This is a genomic window from Bradyrhizobium sp. 153 (assembly GCF_023073835.1).
Classification (GTDB): Bacteria; Pseudomonadota; Alphaproteobacteria; order Rhizobiales; family Xanthobacteraceae; genus Bradyrhizobium.
On sequence record NZ_JADPKH010000074.1, the window covers coordinates 249,847 to 274,680 of the forward strand.

The following is a 24,834-nucleotide window of genomic DNA, read 5'->3' on the forward strand; positions in this document are numbered from 1 at the left end:
CTCGCCTACCGCATCGTGATCGCAAGCCCGCTGAGATCTGCATTCGCCATCAACCCGACCTGCTGGCCGGTCAATTCCAGCACCGCGCCCTTCTGGTTTGTCAGCACGATGGCACGGGCGCCGCGGCCGACGGCAAGGCCGGCACCGGCGGCGCCGTAGACGCCAGCCACATCCGAGGGACGGTTGATGTTGGAGACCCGGCCGCGCAGTACGGTTTTCGAGCCGCCGAACACGAGGCCGTAATCGAGGCCGCCGGTGGAGAGCCCATAGGTGCGGCCGCGGAAGCTGAGCGCGCCGCTGCCGCCCGAGCCGCCGATGATCCAGCCCGCCTTGTAGATCGTCAGCGTCACGAAGCCGCTGTCGGCCCGTGCCGCAGTCGCGAGGCCGGCCAGGGCGATGATGGCGACCAGCGCGGCGCGGAAGGTGGATGCGAACTTCATGGGTGTCTCCGGGGGGCTATTTTTCAGGGGGATCGAATCAGACGCAGCGAATCTATCCGATCGATCGCGGCGGCAACATGATGGGAGCAGACGTGACGTGCAAGATGCAGCATCCAACTGTCATCGCCCGCGCAGGCGGGCGATCCAGTATTCCAGAAGCGGTCATGGTTGAGCCGAGAGGCCGCGGCGGCCGCCGAAGCTTTAGCGAAGGCGGCAAGCCGGGGCATGACGGTGGAGTTTGAAGCTACAGGGCATTGTCGCCATGATGCCATTCTGCCAGTGTTTTGCCCGACGGGTCAACGATTATTTCGGACTTCCCGAATACATTGACACGTCTCGGCTTTTCTACTGTGCATGGGGTTGTTTTCGCATATTTTGTTTTGAGCGGCCCCGGCCTGCCGCTACGCTCGTGAAACACGAGAAAACCGACCGAGGTGATCCATGCCGATTCAGCATTTCGCGCCCCCGCCGCACGTCAAGGCGCCGCCGCTGTCCTTTGCCACGCGCGTCGGCGACCTCCTGTTCGTCTCCGGCATTCCCGGCTTCGATGCCAATGGCACGCTGCCCGATGGGTTCGAGGCGCAGTTCGCCAACGTCGTCGTCAACATCAGACGCGTGCTCGACGAGGCCGGCGCGACCATCCGCGACCTCGCCAAGGTCAACGTGCTCTTGACCCGCGCCGCGGACGTTGCCGCCATGAACGCGCTCTATGCCGGCGCCTTCGGCCCGCCGCCCTACCCCGCGCGCACAACTTGCGTGGTGCAGGCGCTGCCCGATCCGAAGATGCTGATCGAGATCGAAGCGGTGGCATCGCTGTCGAAGTGAGCCGCACGAAGTGCGTGTGACTTGCCGGGCACGCGGCCAAACCAAATGCCCGGCGCTGTCTGACATGTCCGTGAACGGCCGCTCCCCGGCTTGCCAAGAACCTGCTTTTACCGCACGAATTTTCGCGTCACACACTTCCCCCACAAGGAGATACTTCATGCGTCGCGCACTCGCGCTCTGTGCCGTTGCCGGCATCGCTTCTTCCGTGTTCGCCGTGCCCGCTTCGGCGAAGGCCGGCTATTACGTGATCCGGTGGGACAACACCGGCATCTGCCAGGTCTGGAACGAGGACCTGCAATACAAGCCGTTCCAGTTCGGCGTGTCGACCTACAAGGTCGTCAGCAAGCCGCTCCCGACCTTCCAGGCCGCCTCCGACCTCCAGATCAAGCTGCGCTCGGAGCGCCGCTGCACGCTCTGAAGCTGACGCAACGGACCGGGCTTGAAGGGCGGATCGCAGGAGCGATTCGCTCTTTTCTTTTCGGAAGAGGCTCACGTTTTCCGGGCCAAATTCACGCATTTTCCCGCGTGTCCGCTTTGAACCCGATCGGCCGGCGGACCTACTCACATCTTGTCCGGGGCGTATGCCAAAAACGTCCCGCACCGCCCCTCCCCGTCATTGTCGGGAGGCGCATCCCATCTTTCATTTGAGGAGCTGATCATGCATCGTATTTCCGTGCTCTGCGCTGCCGTCGGTCTTGCCGTCACTGCGTTCGTCGCTGCGAGCCCTGCCGAGGCCGGCTATCACCTGATCCGCTGGCAGGACACCGGCTTCTGCCAGATCTGGGACGAGAGCATCCCGACCATGCCCTGGCCTTCCGACTATGCCCGCGTCAGCGCGACCGTCCCGACGTTCGGCGATGCGTTGATGGTGAAAGATCAGGCGCTCAGGAACGGCCATTGCACCTGGTAACGATTCGATCGGCGGACGAAGAGCCGTGCAAGGACGCCAGCGTTCTTGCCCGGCCGTTTTTTTTGCGTGAACGTGAGCTGACCCGCTCTCACGCGTCCTTGTGTGCACCCGGATGAATCAGGATGTCGCGCGCGGCGGCGAGGTCGATGAAGGCTTGCGCGCTGCCGCCATGGTCGGGATGCATGCCCTTGGCAGCGCGGCGATAGGCCCGGTTGATATCGTCGCAAGTGAGCTGCACGGCGAGCGGCAGGCCGAGAACCTTGCGGGCGCGATCCTCGCTCGACAGCTTCTTCGGCATGGCATTGCGGCGACCGAAGCGCGGCGCGGTCAGATCATGAATGACATCGAGGACCACACCGACGCGGCGCTGGGCCGCCAGCGTGACGCTGTGATCGTCGTTGTCCGCGGCCTGGCGCAGCACCGGCAGCGCCTGCTCCGCCGCCCGGCGCAGCGTGACGTCGCTGCTCATCCGCGCGATCTCGGTCACCAAGCGGCCCGCCTCGGCCCAATCGGCAGACTGCGCCGACCGCAGGCGCTCGAGCGCCAGTTTCCAGGATTCAAGCCGTTCCATCATGCGCGCAACGTTTAGCAATCAAGATCAGTATGCCAAGGCCGCCGTTTCCGACCCCTTAATTTCGAGTTAGCTTTTCGTGAAACTTCGCAAAGAAATCGGGAGGAAACTGTCATGGCATTGCTCGCAAACCACATCGCCGTGGTCACCGGCGCCGGTTCCGGCATCGGCCGGGCGATTGCGGCCGGCTACGCGCGGGAAGGCGCGCAAGTGGTGCTGCTCGACGTCAATGCCGACACGGTGGCGGAGGCCGCCCAGGAGATCCGCAAAGCTGGGGGCAAGGCCGAGAGCTTTGCGCTGGACGTGACCAGGCGCGAGGATTGCTTCGCGCTGGCACAGCAAATCGCCGACAAGGTCGGGCAGGTCTCGATCCTCGTCAACAATGCCGGCATCACCCGCCGCAACGCCTTCACCGCCGAGACGGAGACGGTGGCGAAGGATTGGAACGACATTATCTCACTCAATCTCAACGGCGTCTTCAACATGACGCAGGCGTTCCTCGCGCCCTTGCGCGCGAGCAAGGGCCGCATCGTCAATATCGGTTCGATCCAGTCCTTCGTGCATCTGCGCACGCCGAGCTCGGCGGCCTATACCACCTCGAAACACGGCGTGCTCGGCTTCACCAAGGCGCTCGCGGTCGAGCTCGGCAAGGAAGGCGTGCGCGTCAACGCGATCGGGCCCGGCTTCATCGAGACCAACATCAACGCCAATGTGCGCGCGACCAATCCGGCGCTGGTGCAGGCCTTCGTCGATCACACCCCGCTGGCGCGCACCGGCAAGCCCGAGGACATCGTGGGACCGGCAATCTTCTTGGCCTCGGATCTGTCGGCCTTTGTCACGGGAACGATCGTGATGGTGGACGGCGGATATCGGACGGTGTGAACGAGGGACCAAGCTGCATCCATATACGCGCTGTCACCGCCCGCGCAGGTGGGCGATCCAGTATTCCAGAGAGTCTGATGTCTCACGAGGTGCCGCGGGGTACGGGATCGTCCGCTTTCGCGGACGATGACACGGTGTGTGACGCGAGATCGACCCGCATCAGCTCCCATCCCGCGCCAATCGCGGCGGCTTCGCGGCATTGCTGAGGTCAATTGGTGCGATCGTCCACGGTTAACCTTTCGTTAACCAAACCCGACCACCGTACATCTACAGCTTGGGGGTCGTTTGTTCTCGATCCGCTTCCAATGATGGAAGCGGGCGTTGATCGGGGAGTATGTTGATGACCACTGTTCATGTCGCCGCGTCCCAGCCGGACGCGCAATTCCTTGCACCCAACCAGATCGTTCCGTTGCTGATCGGCGCGACCGTCGACGAAGTCGAGCGCGAGCTCGTGCTCCAGACCCTGGCGCGCTGCGACGGCAACCGCACGCGTGCCTCGCGCGTGCTCGGCCTGTCGGTGCGCACGCTGCGCAACAAGATCCGGCTCTATGCCGCCTCCGGAATCGACGTGCCCGCCTATCAGGATTAGTGCGCGGTGCCGATTGATGTTGGCCGATCCCGTGCGAGACGCGGGCGGAATTGCTGCTGTCGTCAAACGCCGCTAAGTAGCTTGCTTCCGTGACAGGGAGCAGCGGCGTGGCAGACGATCAGGGACGACGGCAGGGACCTCAGGGACCGCGCGGGCGGCAGGGTGAGCCGGGACGGCCGGGACCACAGGGTCATCCGGGCCGGCGCGGCCCCGACGGCGCGCGCGGCAAGCCGGGTCCGCAAGGCAAGCCGGGGCCGATCGGAAAGGCCGGACCGCCAGGCAAGCCTGGTCCGCAAGGCAAGCAAGGCGAAGCCGGTCCGCGCGGACCGGCCGGCGCGCAGGGGCCTGTCGGACCGCAGGGGCCGGCGGGGCCGCAAGGCCCGCGTGGCGAGGCCGGACCGCCCGGCCAATTGCCGTCGGTCGAACAGGTGCTGCCGTGGCTCGAGCAACTCTTCGACGCCTGGGACGAACGCCGCCGCCAGCGCGAGCATGAAGCCGCCGAGCGCGAGGCGCTGGAGGCCGCCGTGCAGGAGCCTGACGAGCCGATCGCCGATGACGGAAGCGACGACGGCGAAGACGAGGTCGATAGGAAAAAGAAGAAAAAGAAGAAGCACGGCAACAAGGGTTAGCAGACAGCCTATTCTTTGTTTTCGCGTCGCGGCAGCATGCCCATGCGCTCGAACTGCCAGCGCATGGCGCGATACCAGAGATAGCCCACTGCGGCGCCGCACAGGGCGAGGATGATCATGTTCATGCTCGAGAAGGAGCCGCCCCACCACATCATCCAGGCAGTCCACAGCACTGTGAGGACGATGGCACCTGCTTTCAGAGGAAGAAGGGGGCGGCTCATGATCCTGCTCCGGGCTGTCGAAATCCCGGCGGTCATCATCGCGCAGTAGGATTCTTGCTTCCGTGAGCCAGATCACGGAATGGGCTATCGGGAAAACCTATCCGAACCGCAGCCGCGAGCGCTCCTTTGCCTTTTCCGCCTCGACCTCGCGGTCGCGCGCCGGCGCATGGGTGTGCAGCGAGGCCAACAGCCGCCGCGCCGCCTCCGAGACTTCCGCCACCGCGCGTTCGAACACCTCCTCATTGGCCTGCGATGGCTTGTTGAAGCCGGACAGCTTTCGCACGAACTGGAGCGCGCTGGCGTGGATCTCGTCCTCCGTCGCCGGTGGTTCGAAGTTGAACAGCGTCTTGATGTTGCGGCACATGCAGTCTCTCCGGATATATCCCCAAGGACGGTTGGCAACGGCGAAATCCTACATCCTTCCCCGCACTTCTGTTAAGTTCCGCGGCAACGCGGCCGCCCAATACGTGCCGCATGGGGAGAGAAACATGAAAGCTTCTTGCGCGGCCTTGTCGGCCGTTCTGCTTTCCATCTCAACGTCAGCATGGGCAGCCGACTATCCGGCGCCCAACCAAGGCGACTGGATCGCCAGGGATTTCAAGTTCCACACCGGCGAGACCATGCCGGAGCTGAAGCTGCACTACACCACCGTCGGCGAGCCGAGCGGCCAGCCCGTGCTGGTGCTGCACGGAACAGGCGGCTCGGGCGCGAGCATGCTGGCGCCCGCCTTTGCCGGCGAGCTGTTCGGCCCAGGGCAACCGCTCGATGCCTCCAAATACTACATCATCATTCCCGACAGTATCGGCCATGGCAAATCATCAAAGCCGTCCGACGGCATGAAGACGAGCTTTCCGAAGTACAATTACGACGACATGGTCGAGGCGCAACATCGCCTGGTGACGGAGGGCCTCGGCGTCAAGCATCTGCGGCTCGTCATCGGCAATTCGATGGGCGGCATGCACACCTGGCTATGGGGAGAAAAATACCCGAGCGCGATGGACGCGCTGATCCCGATGGCCTCGCAGCCGACCGAGATGGCCTCCCGCAACTGGATGCTGCGGCGGATCATGCTCGACACCATCCGCAACGATCCCGATTACAATGGCGGCAATTACACCAGCCAGCCGCGCATGATGAAATACGCCATCACGGCCTATGGCATCGCCAGCATCGGCGGCACGCTGGCCTATCAGCAGCAGGCGCCGACAGCAGCGAAGGCCGACAAGATCGTCGACGATCGGCTCGCGACGCCGATCACTGCGGATGCCAACGACTTCGTTTATCAGTGGGAATCCTCGCATGACTACAATCCCGGGGAGAAGCTGGAGCAAATCGAAGCCCCGCTGCTTCTGATCAATTCCGCCGACGACGAGCGCAACCCGCCCGAGACTGGCATTACGGACGCTGCGATGAAGCGGGTCAAGAACGGTCGGCTCTTCCTGATCCCAGCGAGCACTGAGACGCGCGGCCACGGCACCACTGGCAATGCGAAATTCTACAGCGAGCAGATCCGGCAATTTCTGCAGACGGCGCCGCAGCGGACGATGTAGGAGCGGCACACGCGCCGTCATCTCGCCAGGCATCATAGGCAGGGCCTCGACGCCGCATATGATTTGAGCAATGCATTGCGCTGACAGCTCGGTTAATCGCGCCGACGATACGAATCGACGCGCGGGACAATCGCGCCTTTCGTCGGCGGGTGCGGTTTAGCGCGATGGATTTCGTTGGCTGGAGGCGCCTGATCGGGCAGCTTGAGGCAAACCAGAAGCGGAGGCATGCCGTTGACCGATCTTTGCGCCGAAGACCTCGCAACCATCTATGCCAAGCCATCGCCGCGCGTCATTGCGAAAGCGCGGCCCGCGATCGATGCGCATGCGAAGAAATTCATCGAGATGTCGCCGTTCTGCGTGCTCGCGACATCGGGAGCGGACGGCAGCGTCGACGCTTCGCCCCGCGGCGGCAGCATCGGCTTCGTCCACGTTGCCGGTCCCAACCAGCTGTTGATGCCCGATCGCTCCGGCAACAACCGGATCGACAGTTTTCGCAACGTCGTCGAAGGCTCGGGCTTCGTGCACCTGTTGTTCTTCGTACCAGGGATCGACGAGACGCTGCGCGTCGGCGGACGCGGCACGTTATCGGCTGATCCGAATCTGGTTGCCTCGATGATGGAATTCGGCAAGCCGCCGCGCGCGGTGCTGAACGTCGCCGTCAGCGAGGTCTATTTCCACTGCGGCAAGGCGCTGATGCGCTCGAAGCTATGGTCACCGGAGAAGGTGCAGCGCTCGGTGATGCCGAGCATCGTCGAAATCATCCACGAGCAGACCAGCCTCGGTGAGCCGCAGAGTCAGGAGATCGTGGAGGAGCTCTACAAGACGCAGCTGTAGCTGGCGCGACCGGTGTCGTCCCGGCGAAGGCCGGGACGACAGTGGGGAATGCAGCGCTAACGCGCCAGATTAATGCCCCTCGCCTTCGAGCCCGCCGACGTGCTTCTGCGTGTAGAGTTCGATGCCAATACGGCCGATCAGGTCGAGCTGGGTTTCGAGGAAATCGATGTGGTGCTCCTCGTCGCTCATCAGCTTCTCGAACAGGTCACGCGTGACGTAGTCCTTGACGCCATGGCAGTAGGTCGCCGCTTCCTGGTAGAGCGCCCGGGCGCTCATCTCGGCGGCGAGGTCGCATTCGATGATCTCCTTGACGTTCTGGCCGATGCGCAAGGGATCGAGCACCTGCATGTTCGGAAAGCCGTCGAAGAACAGAATGCGCGCGGTGAGCTTGTCGGCATGCTCCATCTCCTCGATCGACTCCTTGCGCCAGACCTTGGCCATGTCCAGCAGGCCCCAATTGTCGAGGAAACGGTAATGCAGCCAATACTGGTTGATCGCAGTCAGTTCGTGACGCAGTGCCTTATTGAGATATTCGATGACCTTTGCGTCGCCCTGCATGGTTCACTCCAGCTCTTGCAGTCCAAATCGGCCCTAAACCGAATTTAGAATGTTTCTAAATGAGTTTGCGGGCGAGGGCAACCGGCTAGTGGGCACGCAGCCGGGGGGAAAAGCTCAGCAGACCATATGGAAGGTTTCAGCAGGCTGCGAGCGCGAACTGAGCGGGTTCGACCGTCTCGTCGTTGGCGGCCACAGTGTGGCTGTGCGGACAGCCGGCACAGCAGGATTGGGCACAAGGACCAAGCGCTTCGTCGATGATGGTTTTGATGGTCCGGGCACAGCGGCCGCATTCGGCGTTACAGCCGAGGCACCCATAAACCTGCTTGGCATGGCGCACGGCGTCGTCGGACTCGGCGACGGCGGCGCGGATGTCGTCATCGCTCAGCACGTTACAAGAACAAACGATCATGGAAGCGGCAGGCCCTTCGGTGATGCGTCAACATCGATATTTAAGGGGGCGGCCGGATGCAAAAGGAAAAATCGGAATTTGAAGCTATTCCAAACTGGCTCGCAACGGCCTAGAACGGCTCTAAAATAGGGCGTTGCGCTGGATCAAGATTGCAGCGGACCTAGTCGCCGCCACCGCCTCCCCCGCCATCGCTGCCGCCCCCGCAATCCCCGCCGCTGCCGCCGCCATCGCTGCTGGAACAGCTGCCGCCGTCAGTCGAGCTCCCCGAACTGTCACTGGAAAACCAGCTTCCCAGCGAGAAGCCGTCGCTCGTCCCCGAGTAGCTATCGCCGCTGCTACTGCCTCCATCGCTAGCGGCTGCTGCGCGGGACCGGCGTCCGCGGTTCTGGAGATATGTGATCCAGCCGTAGCCGATCGCGAAGACGATCCCGGCCGCAATCAATGCATTTGCCAACGCGTTGCTCATCATCGCCTCGGAGCTGCGGTCCATACCAATTGGTCGTACCCGGCAAGGGCGCCGTTCATTGATCATTCAAGCGAAGTATGGAACTCTGCCCCCAAAGAGTTCCGCATGATTGTGCGAAAGGTCAAGCCAATGAAGAAGTCGCTCGTGGCAGCCGCTGCCATCGTCACTCTGGTCCTGACGGCCGGAGCACCCGCCCATGCGCAACGCGGCGTCGCTGCGGGCGTGGCGGCCGGGATCATCGGCGGCGCCATTGTCGGTGGCGCGCTGGCATCTCCGTATTATTACGGACCTGGCCCCGGCTATTACGAGCCCGGCTACTATCCGCCCCGCTACTACGCTCCGGGCCCGGGCTATGTCGCCGACGACTATTACGGCGGCGGGTGTGTCTGGCAGAAGCAGCGCTTCTGGGACGGCTACGCTTGGCGCGCCCGCCGCGTCAGGGTCTGCGGCTGAGTCGCCGTGAACCGGTTCATTACGGAGGCGCCGTTCATCTTGGAGCCTGAAAAAGACCGCTTTTTCTCGTCACAGCTCCGTGTGCGTTTACCGTGGATTGACCATTTGCGCGCTTCCTAGCCCAACGGTCAATTCCATCAGAGTGTGCGTGAACCTTTGAAACCCGGGCGCCTCTAACAAGGTGAGCCCATCTCCCAGGAGAGCCCTGAGCATGAAGAAGACTTTAGTTGCTGCCCTCACGGTTGCGACAGTCGCCGGTTCGCTGGTGACCGCGACACCGTCCGCGAAGGCGCATGATGGCGTCGGCGCCGGCATCGCGGCCGGCCTGATCGGCGGCGCGATCGTCGGCGGCGCCATCGCGTCGAGCCGTCCCGCCTATGGCGGCCCCGTTTACGTGGCTGAGCCCCCGCCGCCCGCGCCCTGCTACTGGCGGCGTGAGCGGTATTGGGACGGCTACGGCTGGGTCGTCCGCCCGGTCCGCGTCTGCTACTGATCCGATCGCGTGGCGCTCAGACGCGCCGCGAACGAAGCCCGGCCGAGCATCTCGGCCGGGCTTTTTCTTTTGCTGCGCTATCGCGCAGCCTGGATCGAGCGCAGCACCTCTTCGTTCGGCCAGCAATCGACCTTGAGGCCCGCCGACTTCTGGTAGGCACCGAGCGCGGCGCGGGTCTGCATGCCCGCCTTGCCGTCGATCTTGTCCTTGTAGAGCCCGATGCGCGTGAGACCGCGCTGCATGGTCTCGACGTCCTTGGTGCGCAACTGCTTCGAAGCTGACCAGGGCGTTGCGAAAGGCAGCGGGCTGGTCATGCGGTCACTGAGATGGCCGACGAACAGCACGTAGAGATCGGAGAAATTGTACTCCTTGATGACGAAGTAGTTTTTCGTGGTCAGGAACGACGGGCCGTAGATCCCTTCGGGCTGGAGCAACGAGGCCGGCTGCGCCTGCTCGGCCGCGCTGAGTTTCTGCCCGCGCACCGGCACGAAGCCTTCGCGCAGCCACTGGCCGATCCGCTTCGTCACCTCGGGCACGCCGGTGGTGCAATCGAGCTTGGCCGGCGCCTGCACCTCGTAGGCCCAGCGCACGCCACTTTGCCAGCCCTTGTTGACGAGTTGCTGCGCGGCGGACGCCAGCGCATCCGGCACCGAATGCCAGATATCGATGCGGCCGTCGCCGTCGAAATCGACGCCGTGCTTGTAATATTCGGACGGCAGGAACTGAGTGAGGCCGGTCGCACCGGCCCAGGACGAGCGCATGTCCTTGCGCGTCACCACGCCCTCGCCGAGGATCTTCAGCGAGAGGATGAACTCGTTGCGGTACTGATCCTTGCGGCGTCCGACATAGGCCTGTGTCGCCAGCACGCGGACGAGATCGTAAGGCAGCGTGTAGCGGCCGTAATCGGTCTCACGGCCCCAGATCGCGAGCATGACGGTCGCAGGTACACCGGATTTCTTTTCGATCTCGGTCAGCGCGGTGCGATATTTTTGCAGCAGCCGCTGCCCCTCGCCTGCAAGCCGTGCGATTGAGGCTTCCTTGACGTAGTCGGCGGGCACCTGCACGAACTCGGCCTGCGACGGCGCACCGGTGGCGGGCCGACCCGGCAGGATCAGATCGGGCAGCTTGTAGTCGGGCTCGAGCCCGCGCGTCTGTTCCTCGAAGGTCGCGCGCGAGACGCCGGCGGCCTGCGCCTCGGGCCACAGCGAGGTGATGAACTGTGTGAAAGCTGCGTCGGCGGCGCGGGCGGGCGACAGGCCACAAGTGACAGTGATCACCGCAGCGATGAGCGCCCGCCACATCATGCCGGAATCACCGCGTCAGCTTCTTGTACTTCACGCGGTGCGGAATGATGCTGTCCTGGCCGAGTCGGCGCATCTTGTCCTTCTCGTAATCCTGGAAGTTGCCCTCGAACCATTCGACATGGCTGTCGCCCTCGAACGCGAGGATGTGCGTCGCGATGCGGTCGAGGAACCAGCGATCGTGGCTGATGATGACAGCGCAGCCGGCGAAATCCTCCAGCGCCTCTTCGAGCGCGCGTAGCGTATCGACGTCGAGGTCGTTGGTCGGTTCGTCGAGCAGCAGCACGTTGGCGCCGGACTTGAGCATCTTGGCGAGGTGCACGCGGTTGCGCTCTCCGCCGGAGAGTGCGCCGACCTTCTTCTGCTGGTCGGCACCCTTGAAGTTGAACGCCGAGCAATAGCCGCGCGAGTTCACTTCCTTCTTGCCGAGCAGGATCAATTCGTTGCCGCCGGAGATCTCCTCCCACACGGTCTTCTTGCCGTCGAGCGCATCGCGCGACTGATCGACATAGCCAAGATGCACGGTCTCGCCGACCGTGATCGTGCCGGAGTCCGGCTTCTCCTGGCCCGTGATCATCCTGAACAAAGTGGTTTTGCCGGCGCCGTTGGGACCGATGACGCCGACGATACCACCTGGCGGCAGCTTGAACGTGAGGTCGTCGATCAGGAGACGATCGCCGAAGCCTTTGCTGAGCCCCTCGAAATCGACCACGTTGGCGCCGAGCCGCTCGGCGACCGGGATGATGATCTGTGCGGTCTGGGTCTGCTTCTCGCTCGCCTTCTTGAGCAACTCCTCATAGCGCTGGTAGCGCGCCTTGGACTTGGCCTGGCGCGCCTTCGGCGAGGAGGCGACCCATTCCTGCTCGCGGGCGAGCGTCTTCTGATGCGCGGCGTCCTCGCGGCCTTCCTGCTCGAGGCGCTTCTGCTTCTGCACCAGCCACGACGAGTAATTGCCCTCATAGGGAATGCCGCGGCCGCGGTCGAGCTCGAGGATCCAACCCGTCACGTTGTCGAGGAAATAGCGGTCGTGGGTGACGATCAGGATCGCGCCGGGATAATTGCGCAAATGCCCTTCGAGCCACGACACGGACTCGGCATCGAGATGGTTGGTCGGTTCGTCCAGCAGCAACAGCTCGGGCTGGTCGAGCAGCAGCTTGCATAGCGCGACGCGGCGGCGCTCACCGCCGGAGAGTTTCGTCACATCGGCATCGTCGGGCGGGCAGCGCAGCGCGTCCATGGCCTGGTCGACCTTGCTGTCGAGGTCCCAGAGGCCCTGGACCTCGATCTCGTCCTGGAGCTTGGTCATCTCGTCCGCGGTCTCGTCCGAATAATTGACCGCGAGTTCGTTGTAGCGGTCGAGAATCGCCTTCTGCTTGGCGACGCCCTGCATGACGTTCTCGCGCACAGAAAGCTTGGGATCGAGCTGCGGCTCCTGCTCGAGATAGCCGACGCGGGCGCCTTCGGCGACCCAGGCCTCACCGGTGTATTCCTTGTCGAGGCCGGCCATGATCTTGAGCAGGGTCGACTTGCCCGAGCCGTTGACGCCGAGCACGCCGATCTTGGCGTCCGGGTAGAAGCTCAGATGAACGTTATCGAGCACCTTCCGGGTCGGGTAGCTCTTGGTCAGGCCCTGCATGAAATAGATGAACTGGCGCGCCATCGGTCCCGTGAAACCTTCGATTTGAGGAAATTTGCTGCCGCCGATGTAGCGATCCCGCCCCCAAAGGGCAATGTTTTCCGTCCGTTCACCACGGTTGAATACGGAACGGACACCATCCGGCCACCGATCCGGACAATTGAAACCATCTTTTAATAAATCAGGCCAAAGCTCGGTGTCGCGCGGAAACAGCGCCACCCGCTCAGAATGAACGGCGAGCACAGCGAGACAGCGTCATGGCCATGATCGAGACCAACTCTCTCCCTGGTCCGGCAGACGCCGGGCAGGTCTCCGGATTCGTTTCGGAGATCCAGAGCTTCTGGAAGCGCTTTTTCGCCACCGCCTTCAACCCGTACCGGCCCGAATTGCACTATATGCGCGGCCCTGGCCCGGCCTGGCGCGCCAAGCACGGCATGGATGCGCCGTTCCGCCTGAAGCCCCGCGACCTCTGAGCCTGCCCCCAACGATTTTTTGAAGACGTCAGCTGCTTGCGCGCAGGCATGATTGCGCGCAACCATGGCCCGGCTCCGACGAGGGCGCCCCCTCGCTCGCGCCGTCACCTCTCGCCATGGATGAAATGCTGATGACGCGGCTGCGCTGTGCAATTCTCGACGATTATTTCAACCTCGCCCTCGACGTCGCCGACTGGCCAAAGCTCTCCGACCGCGTCGATGTCACCGTGTTCAGCCACCCATTTGCGTCCGAGCAGGCCGCGGCGAGCGCGCTGGCCGACTTCGAGATCATCTGCGCCATGCGCGAGCGCACGGCATTTCCGAAGAGCCTGCTCGACAAGCTGCCGAAGCTGAAGCTGCTCTTGACCTCCGGCATGCGCAACGCCGCCATCGACATGGAGGCCGCGAAGGTGCGTGGCGTCGCCATCGGCGGCACGCAATATTCGCGCGATCCGACCGCCCCGCTCGCCATGGGCCTGATCCTGGAACTGACCCGCGGCATCGGCCGCGAGAATGCGCGCATGCATGCCGGCGAGCCCTGGCAGACCTTTGCCGGCATCGAGATCGAGGGACTGACGCTCGGCATCGTCGGGCTCGGCAAGCTCGGCAGCAAGATGGCAGGGATCGCCAAGGCGTTCGGCATGAACGTGATCGCCTGGAGCCCGAACCTGACGCCGGAGAAGTGCAAGGAGGCCGGCGTCGGCTACGCCAGCAAGGATGAGCTGTTCGCGAAAGCCGACATCGTCACCATCCATGTGGTGCTGAGCGAGCGCTCGCGCGGGCTGGTCGGCCGCGCCGATCTCGCGCGGATGAAGCCGACCGCCTTCCTCGTCAACACCGCGCGCGGGCCGATCGTGGACGAGCAGGCGCTGCTCGAGGCCTTGCAGCAGAGGAAGATCGCAGGCGCCGGCTTGGATGTGTTCTCGGTCGAGCCGCTGCCGGTCGATCATCCCTTCCGCAAGCTCGACAACCTCGTGTTGACGCCGCATCTCGGCTACGCCACTGCGGACGGCCTGCGCATCCATTACGGCCAGATGGTCGAGGCGATCGACGCCTTCACCAGGGGCGGCAAGCTGCCGCGCAAGCTGGCCTGAAACGCCATGAAATCGGGATGATCATCGCTCGCTGCAAGCGTTGTTGAGCATGATCTCAGGCCGCCGAGCGCTGGCCGGCGGAAGAGCTTGCGGCGTCGGCAAAGCCATCACGCCAGGACGGGTGTGCCGGCAGCCAAGCCAGTTCGCGCTTGGCCTTGGCGTTGGAGGCGCCGCGCACCTCGGTCATCATCGCCGTCATATGCTCGCCCGCAAGCAGCCGCCCGAGCCATGCGGGCACGTGAAGCGGCGGCTTGGCACCGAGCAATTCGGCGAGCGCCGGCAGCCAGTCCCTGACCAGGGCCGGACGGTCGTCGACGATGTTGTAGATCTCGCCCGCGCGTCCGCGCTCGATGGCGGCGACCGTCGCAGAGGCGGCATCTTCGGTGTGAATGAATGACCAGTAGCCACCGCCATCGCCGATCACCGGCACGCGCCGGCGACGAAGCTGCTCTCTCATCTGCGGCGACAGCGTGCCGGTGTCCGGGCCATAGAAGAATCCATAGCGCAGCACGATCCCTTCGGGCGCAGTCGATGCCAGCACCGCGCGCTCCAGGTACTGGATAGCTTCCAGGGTGCGGCGAAGTTCCTGCGGCGGATTGGGGTCAAGCTGATCCGCTTCTGTCTTGATCGCTCCCCCGTCGGGGCTGAAGGTCCAACCGCAGAAGCTCTGGGCAATGAAGCGCTTGGCGCCGGCCTCGCGCGCGGCCGCGAGCAGAATGTCCGTTCCGCGAGTGCGCAACTCGTTGGTTCTCGCGAACGCGCGATCGAAATGCCGCAGGTCGGTAGCTGCGGCGAGATCGGTCATCTCATGGATGACCACGTCCGGCCGTGCCGCCTTTACGGCCGCGCGCATGCTCCCCGCATCGAGACCATCAGCAACGACGGATTCGGCACCAAGCTCCTCGAGAAGGCCGGACTTCGCGGCGCTCCGGGTTGAGGCGATGACCGAATGACCGGTGGCGACAAGGAGGGGGACGAGCTTGCGACCGACGGCACCGGTGGCGCCCGCAACAAAGATTCGCATCTTGTGTTTCTCGCATTCGTGGCAACCAGCCGGGACGTAGTTGACCCCGGCCCGGATTCAAGCGAGCGAACGTGCGGACGCGGCGGAAAGGATGCGTCAAATGATTACGGCGCGTGGCCGAAGCGCACGCGCCGTTTCTCGATCGATGTTTGAGCGATCGGCCTAGCGCACGGTGACCGGCGCAGGCAACGGCGGCACCACCGTCGGCTGCGTGCCCGGGACGGGACCGGCCTGGGCGGCCATCGGAGCCGGACCGGCAGCACCCGGCGTCGGCGCAGCGGATGCGGTCGCCGTTCCCGGCGGCGGGCCGCCCGGCAGCACCACCACGCGGGTGCCGACCTTGACGCGGTCGAACAGGTCGGAGACGTCCTCGTTCAGCATGCCAATGCAGCCGGAGGAGACGAACTTGCCGATCGTCGAGGGCTGGTTGGTGCCGTGGATGCGGTAGACGGTCGAGCCGAGATACATCGCGCGGGCGCCGAGCGGATTGCCGGGGCCACCGGCCATGAAGCGCGGCAGATAGGGCTGGCGCTCGATCATTTCGGTCGGCGGATGCCAATCCGGCCACTCGGCCTTGCGGGTGATCTTCTGCACGCCGGTCCAGGTGAAGCCGTCGCGGCCGACGCGGACGCCGTAGCGGATCGCGCGGCCGTTGCCGAGCACGTAATAGAGGTAGGTGTGTGGCGTATCGACCACGAGCGTGCCGGCCGGCTCCTTGGTCTGGAACGCGACTTCCTGGCGGCGCAGGTTCTGAGGCAGCTGCGCGGGAGCAGCATCCGGCTGCTCCTCGGGCGGTAGCGACGCGATCGTCATCGGCCGGCCATCGGCGCCGACGGGCGGCTGGCCGGCCTGGACCGTACCGGTCGCGGCGGGACCACCAACGGCCTCCGGCGGACGCAGGCCGTCATTGGCCGGTGCCTGGCCCGGACGATTGGCATAGATCACCGGCGGCGGACCGGCGGGCCGGCCGTAACGGGGATCGTCGGGCGACATCACGGGGCCTTGGGGCGGCGCTGCCGAGTAGACCGGCGGAGCGCCGGCCGGGCGGCCGTAACGCGGATCATCCGGCGACATCACCGGGCCCTGCGGGGCGGCCGAATAAACCGGCGGCGCGCCGGCCGGACGGCCGTAGCGCGGATCGTCCGCCGGTCCGGGCGGCGGCAGCGAGGCCTGCGGCATCGCGTCGTCGTCTTCGTCCAGGGCGTCGAAGTTCGGCGTGCGATCGCCCGGACGATATTCAGCCGGAGGGCCATAGCCCGGCGCCTGCTGGACCGGATAGCTCTGAGCTTGAGCGAGCGAGGTTCCCGCCGCAGCGACTGTCGCGGCAGCGCATATCGTCAGAAAGTGTTTGATCATCATCGCTCTTGTATAGTCCCCAAGCCCGATCGGACCGTTAACGGCCAGATGACGGAAGATAGCGGCACATTCAAGACGTATCAGGCTCATTTGCGCCGGATTTGCCGATTTGTGATCCGCAAGACTACCGTTGCCCCGTTGCATCACGGGGGCGGAAATCGCATCGCGCCGTCAATTGCCGCGGTGTTCGGCCTCGAATTTAACGAAGCGATGCCGAGCGTTGCGATATGGTCGAATCAGCCTGATTCGTCACCTTTTGAGCTCCGATCCCGGCGTGGCGAACGCGGCACTCAGTACCGTCACCGCGTTCAGATGGCTCTTGGGCCCTGGCCATTTGGTCGCCGGGGCGGAAATTCGCAACCCCTCGATGCTTCCCGGCTTTCGCTTCCTGTTTGCCGCGATCCTGCTGTCAACCTCCATCCTGGTGTTCGGCCTAGGGGCCGCCGCGCTGCTGCGGGCGAGCCATGAGCAGTATGTCAGCAGCCCCTCCTGGCGAAACGGCCCGCAGGAGAAGGTGTTTGCGCAGGCGCCAGAGCCGGCTCAGCCCGTGCTCGCGGTCTTACAGGCGGAGCCGGAGATCACCGCCGATCCCGCACCCTCGGTGCGCGACCAGGTGCCGACGATCGGGCTGCCGGTGAGTGAGCCCGAGCCGCTGGTCGCAGCAACGAGCGAGACCGACGTTCAGCCGGAGGTCACTGAAGCCGCGCCCCAGGCCCAGGCTCCGACCGCCGAACCCCTCACGGCCGAGACCACGCCGGACGCCGCAGCGCCGGCTCCCACCGACACGCTCACCCCTGCCGACACCACGGCATCGGTCCCCGAGACGCAGCCGGCCGCTGCCGTAACAGTCAGCGAGCCGCCGGCTGATTCCAGTGTTGCCTTTGATTCCAGTGTTGCCCTGACCTCCTCGGCGCTCGCTGTCGCCGCGACCAAGAGGGCCGCGGTAGACGCCCCGGCGACGACGGCGATGAAGGATGCCCCGGCGAAGCCCAAGGCCGAGGGCAACAAGACGGGGAGCAGCGCCTCCGACAGCAAGGCGACCAAGCGCAAGGCGAAGGTCACGAAGCGGCACCGCGTGGTGCGGCGCCCGCCGCCTCAGCAGTTGCAGCAACAGCTCGATCCGTTCGGACAGCGGCAGACGCTCGCAACAACGGTCACACGCACCCGCCAGTAAGGTCACGCCGGCCCGGTCGCGATCGGCGGGCCGCCGGCCTGGCCCCATTCCGACCACGAGCCGTCATAGAGCGCGGTGTCGGTGATTCCCAAGCGATAGAGCGCGAGCGTCAGCACGCCTGCCGAGACGCCGGAGCCGCAGCTCGTCACGATCGGCGCATCCAACTTGACGCCGGCGGCGGTGAAGGCGGCGCGGAGCTCGTCAAGCGGCTTCATGGTGCCTGTTTCCGCATCGAACAACAGATTATAGGGCACGTTGCGGGCGCCGGGAATGTGGCCGGAGCGGATGCCCGGCCGCGGCTCCGGCGCGCGGCCCTCGAAGCGGTCGGCGGCGCGCGCGTCGATCACCTGCTCGGCCCGGCTTTCGACATTGGCGATCAGCTGCTGCATGCTGCGCACGCGCTTTGCATCATAGCTCGCCTTGAATGTCGCCGGCTTCGGCTTCACCTCGCTGCTCTCGACCGGACGGCCCTCAGCGCGCCACTTCTTCAGGCCGCCATTGAGGATGCGCACATTGCTGTGGCCGTAAGACAGGAACATCCACCACGCGCGCGGCGCCGCGACCCAGCCGCCGGCATCGTAGATCACCACCGTATCGGCATTGGAGATGCCGAGATTGCCGACGTCGCGGCCGAACTGCTCGGCGCTCGGAAACATGTGCGGCAACGGGTTCGAATGATCCGACACCGCATCGACGTCGAAGAACACAGCGCCCGGCAGATGCGCGGCGAGATAGTCGTCCTTCGGCAGCGGCAGCACGCCGGGCAGCTTGAAGCTGGCGTCGAGGACCTTGACGTTGGTATCGTCGATGTGGGCGGCGAGCCATTCGGTGGAGACGAGGGGGTCGGTGGCGGTCATGCGAGGTCCTTCCTTGTGGTCATTCGGGCGCGCGTCGCGCGAGCGAGGACGATGCAGCGTCTCCGCTGTCATCGCCCGGCTTGCCGCCTTCGCCAAGGCTTCGGCGGGTCGAGCACTCCTATGGGCCTCGGCGTAGCCTTGGCGGAGCCGGGGCCGGGCGATCCAGTACTCCGAGACGGGTGTGATTCAACCGATAGGCCGCAGCGTACTGGAATCCCCGCCTGCGCGGGGAATGACGAGGCCCTCATCCCTTCTTCTTCGGCACCCATTGCTCGGTCGGCCCACCGGCATCGCGCCAGGCGGCGTAGCCGCCGGCGATGTGGGCGACGGGCTTGAGGCCCATGTCCTGCGCCGTCTTGGCGGCGAGCGCGGAGCGCAAGCCGCCGGCGCAATGGAAGACGAACTTCTTGTCCTCCTGGAAGATCGGTTTTGCGTACGGGCTCTGCGGATCGATCCAGAACTCGAGCATGCCGCGGGTGCAGGCGAACGCGCCGGGAATGCGGCCGTCGCGCTCGATCTCGCGGGGATCGCGGATGTCGACGATGACGACATCGCCGTTCTTGGAGATCTCGATGGCGTCCTTGGCGGAGAGCGTTTCGATCTCGGCATTGGCCTCGTCGATCAGCGCCTTGATGCCGCGGGTGATGGTCTGGGGCATGTTTGTTCCCTTCTTCTCTTCCGTCATTCCGGGGCGATGCGCAGCATCGAACCCGGAATCTCGATCGTCACACGCCATCTCGAGATTCCGGATCGGCCGCGCTGCGGCCGTCCGGAATGACGGTGGATCGCATCAGTGCGTCAATTCCTTCATCGCACCTTCCAGCCCCTCGATCGTGATCGGATACATGCGATTGGCAAAGATGCGTTTGATGATGGTGGTCGATTCTGAATAGTCCCAATGCTTCTGCTGCACCGGGTTGAGCCACACCGCATGCGGATAGGTGCGGATGATGCGGTCGAGCCAGACCGAGCCGGGCTCCTCGTTGACGTGCTCGACCGAGCCGCCCGGCACCATGATCTCGTAAGGCGACATCGAGGCGTCGCCGACGAACACGACCTTGTAGTCGTGAGGATATTTGTGCAGCACGTCCCAGGTCGGGGTGCGGTCGGTGAAGCGGCGCTTGTTCTGCTTCCACACGCCTTCGTAGAGGCAGTTGTGGAAATAGAAATATTCCATGTGCTTGAACTCGCTCTTCGCCGCCGAGAACAGCTCCTCGACCTGCTCGATATGCGCATCCATCGAGCCGCCGATGTCGAAGAACACTAAAAGCTTCACCGCATTGCGCCGCTCGGGCCGCATGTGGACGTCGAGATAGCCGTGATTGGCGGTCTCGCGGATCGTGGTGTCGAGATCGAGCTCGTCCGGCGCGCCGGTACGCGCGAATTTGCGCAGGCGGCGCAGCGCCACCTTGATATTGCGAATGCCGAGCTCGACATTGCCGTCGAGATCCTTGAACTCGCGCCTGTCCCACACCTTCACGGCACGGTTGTTGCGGTTCTTCTCCTGGCCGATGCGCACGCCTTCGGGATTGTAGCCGTGGGCGCCGAACGGCGAAGTGCCTGCGGTGCCGATCCACTTGCTGCCGCCCTGGTGCCGTCCCTTCTGCTCCTCGAGGCGCTTCTTCAGCGTCTCCATGAGCTTGTCCCAGCCCATGGCCTCGATCTGCTTCTTCTCTTCCTCGGTGAGATACTTCTCGGCGAGCTTCTTCAGCCACTCCTCGGGGATCTCCGCCTTCTCCATGGCGTCGAGCAGGTTTTCCAGCCCCTTGAACACGGTGCCGAAGACGCGGTCGAACTTGTCGAGATTGCGCTCGTCCTTCACCAGCGAGGCGCGCGACAGATAGTAGAAGTTCTCGACCGTGTAGTCCGCGAGGTCAGCGTCGAGCGCCTCGATCAACGTGAGGTATTCGCGCAGCGTCACAGGGACCTGCGCGTCGCGCAGAGAGGTGAAGAATTGCAGGAACATGGGTGACAGATTGCCCGTCGGGTGCCGAACGTCAAGAGGGCGAAGAACGCCGCGGGGCGCTGGACCGGGTGGCTTTTTGCTCTAGAATTGGCGGCCATAGGGGGACGTTTGCAATGGGAATTGTCGCCGCGCTCATCATCGGCGCGATCGCAGGCTGGCTGGCGGGCAAGATTGTCCACGGGGCGGGATTTGGGTTGATCGGCAACATGGTCGTGGGCATCATCGGCGCGCTGGTCGCGAGCTGGGTGCTGCCGCAGCTGCATATTGCGCTCGCCACCGGCACGGTCGGCGCTATCGTGGACGCGACGATCGGGGCGGTGATTGTGCTCGTCATCCTTTCGCTGATAAAACGGGTCTGAAAGCCTGACCGAACCAGGAACGGCCGCTATGTGCGGCCGTTCGTTTGTCGCGGCCGGGGCCGACGCCCCTCGCTGACAGCTACCTAAGGACACGCAATGAAATTTACCGGCACCAAGGACTATGTTGCGACCGACGACCTCAAGGTCGCCGTCAATGCCTCGATCGTGCTGGAGCGCCCGCTGCTCATCAAGGGCGAGCCCGGCACGGGCAAGACGGTGCTGGCGGAGGAAGTGGCGAAGGCGCTGAACGCGCCGCTGCTGACCTGGCACATCAAGTCCACCACCAAGGCGCAGCAGGGCCTCTACGAATACGACGCGGTGTCGCGCCTGCGCGACAGCCAGCTCGGCGATACCAGGGTGTCCGACATCAGGAACTACATCAAGCGCGGCAAGCTGTGGGAGGCCTTCACGAGCGAGCAGCGCCCGGTGCTGCTGATCGACGAGATCGACAAGGCCGATATCGAATTCCCCAACGACCTGCTGCTCGAGCTCGACCGCATGGAATTCCATGTCTACGAGACCGGCGAGACCATCAAGGCCAAGCAGCGCCCGATCATGATGATCACCTCCAACAACGAGAAGGAGCTGCCCGACGCCTTCCTGCGCCGCTGCTTCTTCCACTACATCAAATCCCCGACGCCGACACGATGGGCCGCATCGTCGACGTCCACTTCCCCGGCATCAAGAAACGCCTGGTCGAAGAGGCGCTGCGCATCTTCTTCGAGGTGCGCGAGGTGCCCGGCTTGAAGAAGAAGCCATCGACGTCCGAACTGCTCGACTGGCTCAAGCTCTTGCTCAACGAGGACATGAGCGCCGAGCAGCTGCGCGAGCGCGACCCGCGCAAACTGATCCCGCCGCTGCACGGCGCGCTGCTCAAGAACGAGCAGGACGTGCACCTGTTCGAGCGGCTGGCGTTCCTGAGCCGGCGGGAAGTGTAGAGGTCTCGTGTCCCGGACGCGCCGCAACGCGCAATCGTTGCTGCGCAGAGCCGGGACCCAGAAGGCGATCCGGATTGCTCGGAGACATGGGCACCGGCTCTGCAGCGCATCGCTGAAGAAGCGCTAGCTTCGTCCGGGGCACGAGAGTACGGCATGACGCACCACTGCCTCCCCATCGTCATTGCGAGCGCAGCGAAGCAATCCAGAATCTTTCCGTTGAGGCAGTCTGGATTGCTTCGCTGCGCTCGCAATGACGGAGCAAGGGGCATCGGCGTCGTTCTCCAATTCGCATTTGCGTTGCAGACACACGTCCGCATCCTCGCGGCGCATTTCGCCCGAGCTTTGCTTCGTCGCTCCACCCTCAAAACGGCCGAGGGCGCAGGGAAGGCCGGGTGCTGACCTGGCACCCACGGTCCGCCGTGCGAAGGCACGCGCAGAAAAACTGCACAGCGGCATACAGGTGAAGCCCAACACACGGCCTTCCCTGCGCAGTGGTTGGACGGCTTATGCCGTGCTCTCCCGGGAGCCGAATTCCTTCTGGCCTCCCTCACCCCAGCGAAAGTCGCCGACACCGGCCGGTTGACGCGCATGCCGCATTCGCCAGGGCTTGACCGTAGCAACGACGGCCAGGACCACACGGTTTTGCCGTACGCACGACCCGTTTTTCGCCGCATTATCCTCCGGCGTTGTCGACGTTGCCGGAAGAATGCTGGCGAGACGAACCTGACAGCGCCGCTCGTCCGCACGCGGCCTCGGGCTCACGGAGAGCAATCCGCCCTGCCCTTGATCTCGCGTGCCGACGCTGCCGCGTCCACCGCAACCCGGCCCGCGTTTCGAACGACAGGCGAGACGCCCCTCATCATCGGGCCGGGCTGTCTCGATCTATGCCGCAATTCCGAATTTCGGTAAAGTGGAATATTTTCGCGGGAAGGGATTGACAGCGCCCGGGTGTTTTGCCCGACGTATCGAGTTGCAACGCACACGTGTCCCGGACGCGCTGCAGCGTGCAACGCTGCTGCGCAGAGACAGGACCCAGGAGCCGCGTTGAGATCGGTGGTGAGATGGGCCCCCGGGCTCTGCAGCGCACCGCTCCCGCACGATGCTTCGCATCGCCTAGAGAGCGCTGCGTCGGGGCTCGGGACCTTCCTACGCCACCGCCGCCTCCGGTATCCGCGCGGCTTCCATCGGCTGCTTGCCGCGGATCAGGTCCGAGGCGCGGTCGGCGATCATCATGGTGGAGGCGTTGAGGTTCGCCGAGATCATGCGCGGCATGACCGAGGCATCGATGACGCGCAGGCCTTCGAGGCCGTGGACGCGGAGCTGGTCATCGACGACCGCCCAGGTGGAATCCGCCGGACCCATGCGGCAAGTGCAGCCGGGGTGGAAGGTGGTGGTGCCGCGCTGGGTGGCGGCGTGCAAAAATTCCTCATCGGTGTTGACGTTGGGGCCGGGGAAATCTTCGTAGGCGTAATAAGGCGACAGCGGTGCGGACTTGAGAAGTCTGCGTGCGAGCTTCATGCCGGCGACGATGACGCGGCGGTCGAGCTCGGCGTCAAGATAATTGGTCTGGATGATCGGCGGCGCGAACGGATCGCTGGAGCGGATGCGCACATAGCCGCGGCTTTCCGGGCGCTGCTGCCAGGAGGCGACCGTCATGCCGGGCTCGTCCTCGAGCTGGCCCTGCACGCCTTCTTTGTAGGAGGCCGGCGTGAAGGTAAGCTGGAGATCGGAGCTCTCTGCGGTCTCTCCGGAATGCCAGAAGCAATAGACCATGGTCGGCGACAGCGAGAGCAGGCCGCGGCGTGCCGTCGCCCATTTCGCTGCTTCGACCCAGAGCCGCCAACCGCGGCGAAGCTCGTTGATGGTCTTGATGTCCTTGACGCGCGCGACCGTGCGCGGGGCGTAATGGTCCTGGAGGCCCTCGCCGACGGGGAGCGCGTGGCGCACTTTGATGCCGTGGGCCTGCAACAGATCGGGCGAGCCGATGCCGGAGAGCTGCAGCAGCTGCGGCGAATTATAGGCGCCGCCCGAGAGGATCACTTCCTTGTTGGCGCGCACCTCGACAGGCGTGCCGCCACGGCCGCCCTTCATGTAGCGCACGCCGACGGCGCGCTTGCCCTCGAAGATGATCTCGGTCGCGTGCGCATGGGTGTGCACATGCACGTTGGGGCGCTTCATCGCGGGCTTGAGGAATGCGGTGGCGCCGGAGACGCGCAGGCCGTTGTTGATGGTGCGCTGGCAGTAGGAGACGCCTTCCTGAGTCTTGCCGTTGTAATCGGGGTTGCGGGGGATACCGAGCGAGACCGCGCCTTCCATGAAGGCCTCGCAGAGCGGATCGCGCCAGTTCATGGTCGTGACGATGAGGTTGCCGTCGCGGCCGCGATAGGTGTCCTCGCCCTCGCCGATCCGCTTCTCCAGCCGCCGGAAATAAGGCAGCACGTCGGCATAGCCCCAGCCGCGATTGCCCATCTGCGCCCAGGTGTCGAAATCCATGCGCTGGCCGCGATTGTAGATGTGGCCGTTGATCGAGGACGAGCCGCCGAGCGTCTTGCCGCGCGGCGCGTAGATGCTGCGCCCGCCGGTCCAAGGCCCCGGCTCCTGCTGGTAGGCCCAGTTGATGCTCTTCATGTGGAAGGTCTTGATGAAGCCCGCCGGCAAATGGATGTAGGGATGCCAGTCGGACGGACCTGCCTCCAGCACGCAGACGCTTGTGTTGGGATCCTCGCTCAACCGGCTGGTGAGCACGCAACCGGCGGAACCCGCGCCGACGATTACATAATCAAATCTGTCCATGGTGCCTCAGCCGCCTAGGGTGTCGTGAAGTTG

General features: G+C 64.5%; 28 protein-coding genes and 1 pseudogene. 15 read left to right on the plus strand and 14 right to left on the minus strand.

Annotated features, from left to right (window positions below; genetic code table 11):
- Positions 1 to 5 precede the first annotated feature (5 nt).
- Complete coding sequence (locus IVA91_RS17855) at positions 6 to 440, minus strand: hypothetical protein (protein ID WP_247278417.1); 435 nt, start codon at positions 438 to 440, stop codon at positions 6 to 8.
- Positions 441 to 881: 441 nt separating this feature from the next.
- Between IVA91_RS17855 and IVA91_RS17860 the strand changes: the two genes are divergently transcribed.
- From IVA91_RS17860 to IVA91_RS17870, 3 genes are all read left to right on the plus strand, one after another.
- A complete protein-coding gene (locus tag IVA91_RS17860) occupies positions 882 to 1,265 on the plus strand; it encodes a RidA family protein (RefSeq protein ID WP_247278416.1) in 384 nt (127 codons plus the stop codon).
- A 157-nt stretch (positions 1,266 to 1,422) separates the two neighbouring features.
- Entirely contained in the window at positions 1,423 to 1,683 is a 261-nt protein-coding gene (locus tag IVA91_RS17865) for a hypothetical protein (protein ID WP_247278415.1), read from the plus strand.
- A gap of 240 nt (positions 1,684 to 1,923) precedes the next feature.
- Positions 1,924 to 2,175, plus strand: coding sequence for a hypothetical protein (locus tag IVA91_RS17870; protein WP_247278414.1), 252 nt, complete (start codon positions 1,924 to 1,926; stop codon positions 2,173 to 2,175).
- Positions 2,176 to 2,263: 88 nt separating this feature from the next.
- Here IVA91_RS17870 and IVA91_RS17875 read toward each other — a convergent pair whose 3' ends face one another.
- Entirely contained in the window at positions 2,264 to 2,749 is a 486-nt protein-coding gene (locus IVA91_RS17875; RefSeq protein ID WP_247278413.1) for a J domain-containing protein, read from the minus strand.
- Positions 2,750 to 2,860: 111 nt separating this feature from the next.
- Here IVA91_RS17875 and fabG point away from each other — a divergent pair, with 111 nt between their 5' ends.
- From fabG to IVA91_RS17890, 3 genes are all read left to right on the plus strand, one after another.
- Positions 2,861 to 3,628, plus strand: a complete 768-nt coding sequence (gene fabG, locus IVA91_RS17880) for a 3-oxoacyl-ACP reductase FabG (protein WP_247278412.1) — start codon at positions 2,861 to 2,863, stop codon at positions 3,626 to 3,628.
- A 340-nt stretch (positions 3,629 to 3,968) separates the two neighbouring features.
- Positions 3,969 to 4,217, plus strand: a complete 249-nt coding sequence (locus IVA91_RS17885; protein WP_247278411.1) for a helix-turn-helix domain-containing protein — start codon at positions 3,969 to 3,971, stop codon at positions 4,215 to 4,217.
- A 107-nt stretch (positions 4,218 to 4,324) separates the two neighbouring features.
- Positions 4,325 to 4,846: a collagen-like protein gene (locus IVA91_RS17890; protein WP_247278410.1), complete on the plus strand. Its 522-nt coding sequence runs from the start codon at positions 4,325 to 4,327 to the stop codon at positions 4,844 to 4,846.
- Positions 4,847 to 4,854: 8 nt separating this feature from the next.
- On the opposite strand, the gene IVA91_RS17895 is transcribed toward IVA91_RS17890, so the two are convergent.
- Positions 4,855 to 5,067, minus strand: a complete 213-nt coding sequence (locus IVA91_RS17895; protein WP_247278409.1) for a hypothetical protein — start codon at positions 5,065 to 5,067, stop codon at positions 4,855 to 4,857.
- 97 nt (positions 5,068 to 5,164) lie between these two features.
- A complete protein-coding gene (locus IVA91_RS17900; protein WP_247278408.1) occupies positions 5,165 to 5,431 on the minus strand; it encodes a DUF2277 domain-containing protein in 267 nt (88 codons plus the stop codon).
- 124 nt (positions 5,432 to 5,555) lie between these two features.
- On the opposite strand from IVA91_RS17900, the gene IVA91_RS17905 reads away from it, so the two are divergent.
- Together IVA91_RS17905 and IVA91_RS17910 are read left to right on the plus strand one after the other, a co-directional pair.
- Positions 5,556 to 6,617: an alpha/beta fold hydrolase gene (locus tag IVA91_RS17905; protein WP_247278407.1), complete on the plus strand. Its 1,062-nt coding sequence runs from the start codon at positions 5,556 to 5,558 to the stop codon at positions 6,615 to 6,617.
- A gap of 231 nt (positions 6,618 to 6,848) precedes the next feature.
- Positions 6,849 to 7,451, plus strand: a complete 603-nt coding sequence (locus IVA91_RS17910) for an MSMEG_1061 family FMN-dependent PPOX-type flavoprotein (protein WP_247278605.1) — start codon at positions 6,849 to 6,851, stop codon at positions 7,449 to 7,451.
- Between the two features lie 69 nt (positions 7,452 to 7,520).
- Here the strand turns inward: IVA91_RS17910 and bfr are convergent, their stop codons facing one another.
- Both bfr and IVA91_RS17920 read right to left on the minus strand, forming a co-directional pair.
- Positions 7,521 to 8,009 (minus strand): bacterioferritin, encoded by a 489-nt coding sequence (gene bfr, locus IVA91_RS17915; protein WP_247278406.1) that lies wholly within the window; start codon positions 8,007 to 8,009, stop codon positions 7,521 to 7,523.
- Positions 8,010 to 8,145: 136 nt separating this feature from the next.
- Complete coding sequence (locus IVA91_RS17920) at positions 8,146 to 8,418, minus strand: (2Fe-2S)-binding protein (protein WP_247278405.1); 273 nt, start codon at positions 8,416 to 8,418, stop codon at positions 8,146 to 8,148.
- 595 nt (positions 8,419 to 9,013) lie between these two features.
- Here IVA91_RS17920 and IVA91_RS17925 point away from each other — a divergent pair.
- Both IVA91_RS17925 and IVA91_RS17930 read left to right on the plus strand, forming a co-directional pair.
- Complete coding sequence (locus tag IVA91_RS17925) at positions 9,014 to 9,337, plus strand: hypothetical protein (RefSeq protein WP_247278604.1); 324 nt, start codon at positions 9,014 to 9,016, stop codon at positions 9,335 to 9,337.
- Positions 9,338 to 9,548: 211 nt separating this feature from the next.
- Positions 9,549 to 9,830 (plus strand): hypothetical protein, encoded by a 282-nt coding sequence (locus tag IVA91_RS17930; RefSeq protein ID WP_247278404.1) that lies wholly within the window; start codon positions 9,549 to 9,551, stop codon positions 9,828 to 9,830.
- A gap of 77 nt (positions 9,831 to 9,907) precedes the next feature.
- On the opposite strand, the gene IVA91_RS17935 is transcribed toward IVA91_RS17930, so the two are convergent.
- Both IVA91_RS17935 and ettA read right to left on the minus strand, forming a co-directional pair.
- Entirely contained in the window at positions 9,908 to 11,134 is a 1,227-nt protein-coding gene (locus IVA91_RS17935; protein WP_247459040.1) for a lytic murein transglycosylase, read from the minus strand.
- Positions 11,135 to 11,141: 7 nt separating this feature from the next.
- On the minus strand, positions 11,142 to 12,791 hold the full coding sequence (gene ettA, locus IVA91_RS17940) for an energy-dependent translational throttle protein EttA (RefSeq protein WP_247278402.1): 1,650 nt from the start codon (positions 12,789 to 12,791) through the stop codon (positions 11,142 to 11,144).
- 233 nt (positions 12,792 to 13,024) lie between these two features.
- Here ettA and IVA91_RS17945 point away from each other — a divergent pair, with 233 nt between their 5' ends.
- Both IVA91_RS17945 and IVA91_RS17950 read left to right on the plus strand, forming a co-directional pair.
- Positions 13,025 to 13,240, plus strand: coding sequence for a hypothetical protein (locus IVA91_RS17945; protein WP_247278401.1), 216 nt, complete (start codon positions 13,025 to 13,027; stop codon positions 13,238 to 13,240).
- Positions 13,241 to 13,371: 131 nt separating this feature from the next.
- Complete coding sequence (locus IVA91_RS17950) at positions 13,372 to 14,334, plus strand: D-2-hydroxyacid dehydrogenase family protein (RefSeq protein ID WP_247278400.1); 963 nt, start codon at positions 13,372 to 13,374, stop codon at positions 14,332 to 14,334.
- A gap of 55 nt (positions 14,335 to 14,389) precedes the next feature.
- Here the strand turns inward: IVA91_RS17950 and IVA91_RS17955 are convergent, their stop codons facing one another.
- The gene (locus IVA91_RS17955) at positions 14,390 to 15,358 is read right to left on the minus strand and encodes an NAD-dependent epimerase/dehydratase family protein (protein ID WP_247278399.1); all 969 of its coding nucleotides are present in this window, start codon (positions 15,356 to 15,358) and stop codon (positions 14,390 to 14,392) included.
- A gap of 162 nt (positions 15,359 to 15,520) precedes the next feature.
- Entirely contained in the window at positions 15,521 to 16,714 is a 1,194-nt protein-coding gene (locus IVA91_RS17960; protein ID WP_247278603.1) for a L,D-transpeptidase, read from the minus strand.
- Positions 16,715 to 17,081: 367 nt separating this feature from the next.
- Between IVA91_RS17960 and IVA91_RS17965 the strand changes: the two genes are divergently transcribed.
- Positions 17,082 to 17,888 (plus strand): hypothetical protein, encoded by an 807-nt coding sequence (locus IVA91_RS17965; RefSeq protein WP_247278398.1) that lies wholly within the window; start codon positions 17,082 to 17,084, stop codon positions 17,886 to 17,888.
- A 2-nt stretch (positions 17,889 to 17,890) separates the two neighbouring features.
- Here the strand turns inward: IVA91_RS17965 and sseA are convergent, their stop codons facing one another.
- The 3 genes from sseA to IVA91_RS17980 all read right to left on the minus strand — a co-directional run bounded on the left by sseA (position 17,891) and on the right by IVA91_RS17980 (position 20,711).
- Positions 17,891 to 18,745, minus strand: a complete 855-nt coding sequence (sseA, locus tag IVA91_RS17970) for a 3-mercaptopyruvate sulfurtransferase (RefSeq protein WP_247278397.1) — start codon at positions 18,743 to 18,745, stop codon at positions 17,891 to 17,893.
- 244 nt (positions 18,746 to 18,989) lie between these two features.
- The gene (locus IVA91_RS17975) at positions 18,990 to 19,403 is read right to left on the minus strand and encodes a rhodanese-like domain-containing protein (RefSeq protein WP_247278396.1); all 414 of its coding nucleotides are present in this window, start codon (positions 19,401 to 19,403) and stop codon (positions 18,990 to 18,992) included.
- Between the two features lie 132 nt (positions 19,404 to 19,535).
- On the minus strand, positions 19,536 to 20,711 hold the full coding sequence (locus tag IVA91_RS17980; protein WP_247278395.1) for a VWA domain-containing protein: 1,176 nt from the start codon (positions 20,709 to 20,711) through the stop codon (positions 19,536 to 19,538).
- Positions 20,712 to 20,824: 113 nt separating this feature from the next.
- Here IVA91_RS17980 and IVA91_RS17985 point away from each other — a divergent pair, with 113 nt between their 5' ends.
- Positions 20,825 to 21,070, plus strand: coding sequence for a GlsB/YeaQ/YmgE family stress response membrane protein (locus tag IVA91_RS17985; protein WP_247278394.1), 246 nt, complete (start codon positions 20,825 to 20,827; stop codon positions 21,068 to 21,070).
- Between the two features lie 96 nt (positions 21,071 to 21,166).
- Positions 21,167 to 22,008 (plus strand): annotated as a pseudogene (locus IVA91_RS17990) (MoxR family ATPase).
- Positions 22,009 to 23,154: 1,146 nt separating this feature from the next.
- Here IVA91_RS17990 and IVA91_RS17995 read toward each other — a convergent pair.
- Positions 23,155 to 24,801 carry a GMC family oxidoreductase N-terminal domain-containing protein gene (locus IVA91_RS17995; protein WP_247278392.1) on the minus strand — a complete coding sequence of 549 codons (1,647 nt, stop codon included), beginning with the start codon at positions 24,799 to 24,801 and terminating at the stop codon, positions 23,155 to 23,157.
- Positions 24,802 to 24,834: the final 33 nt, after the last annotated feature.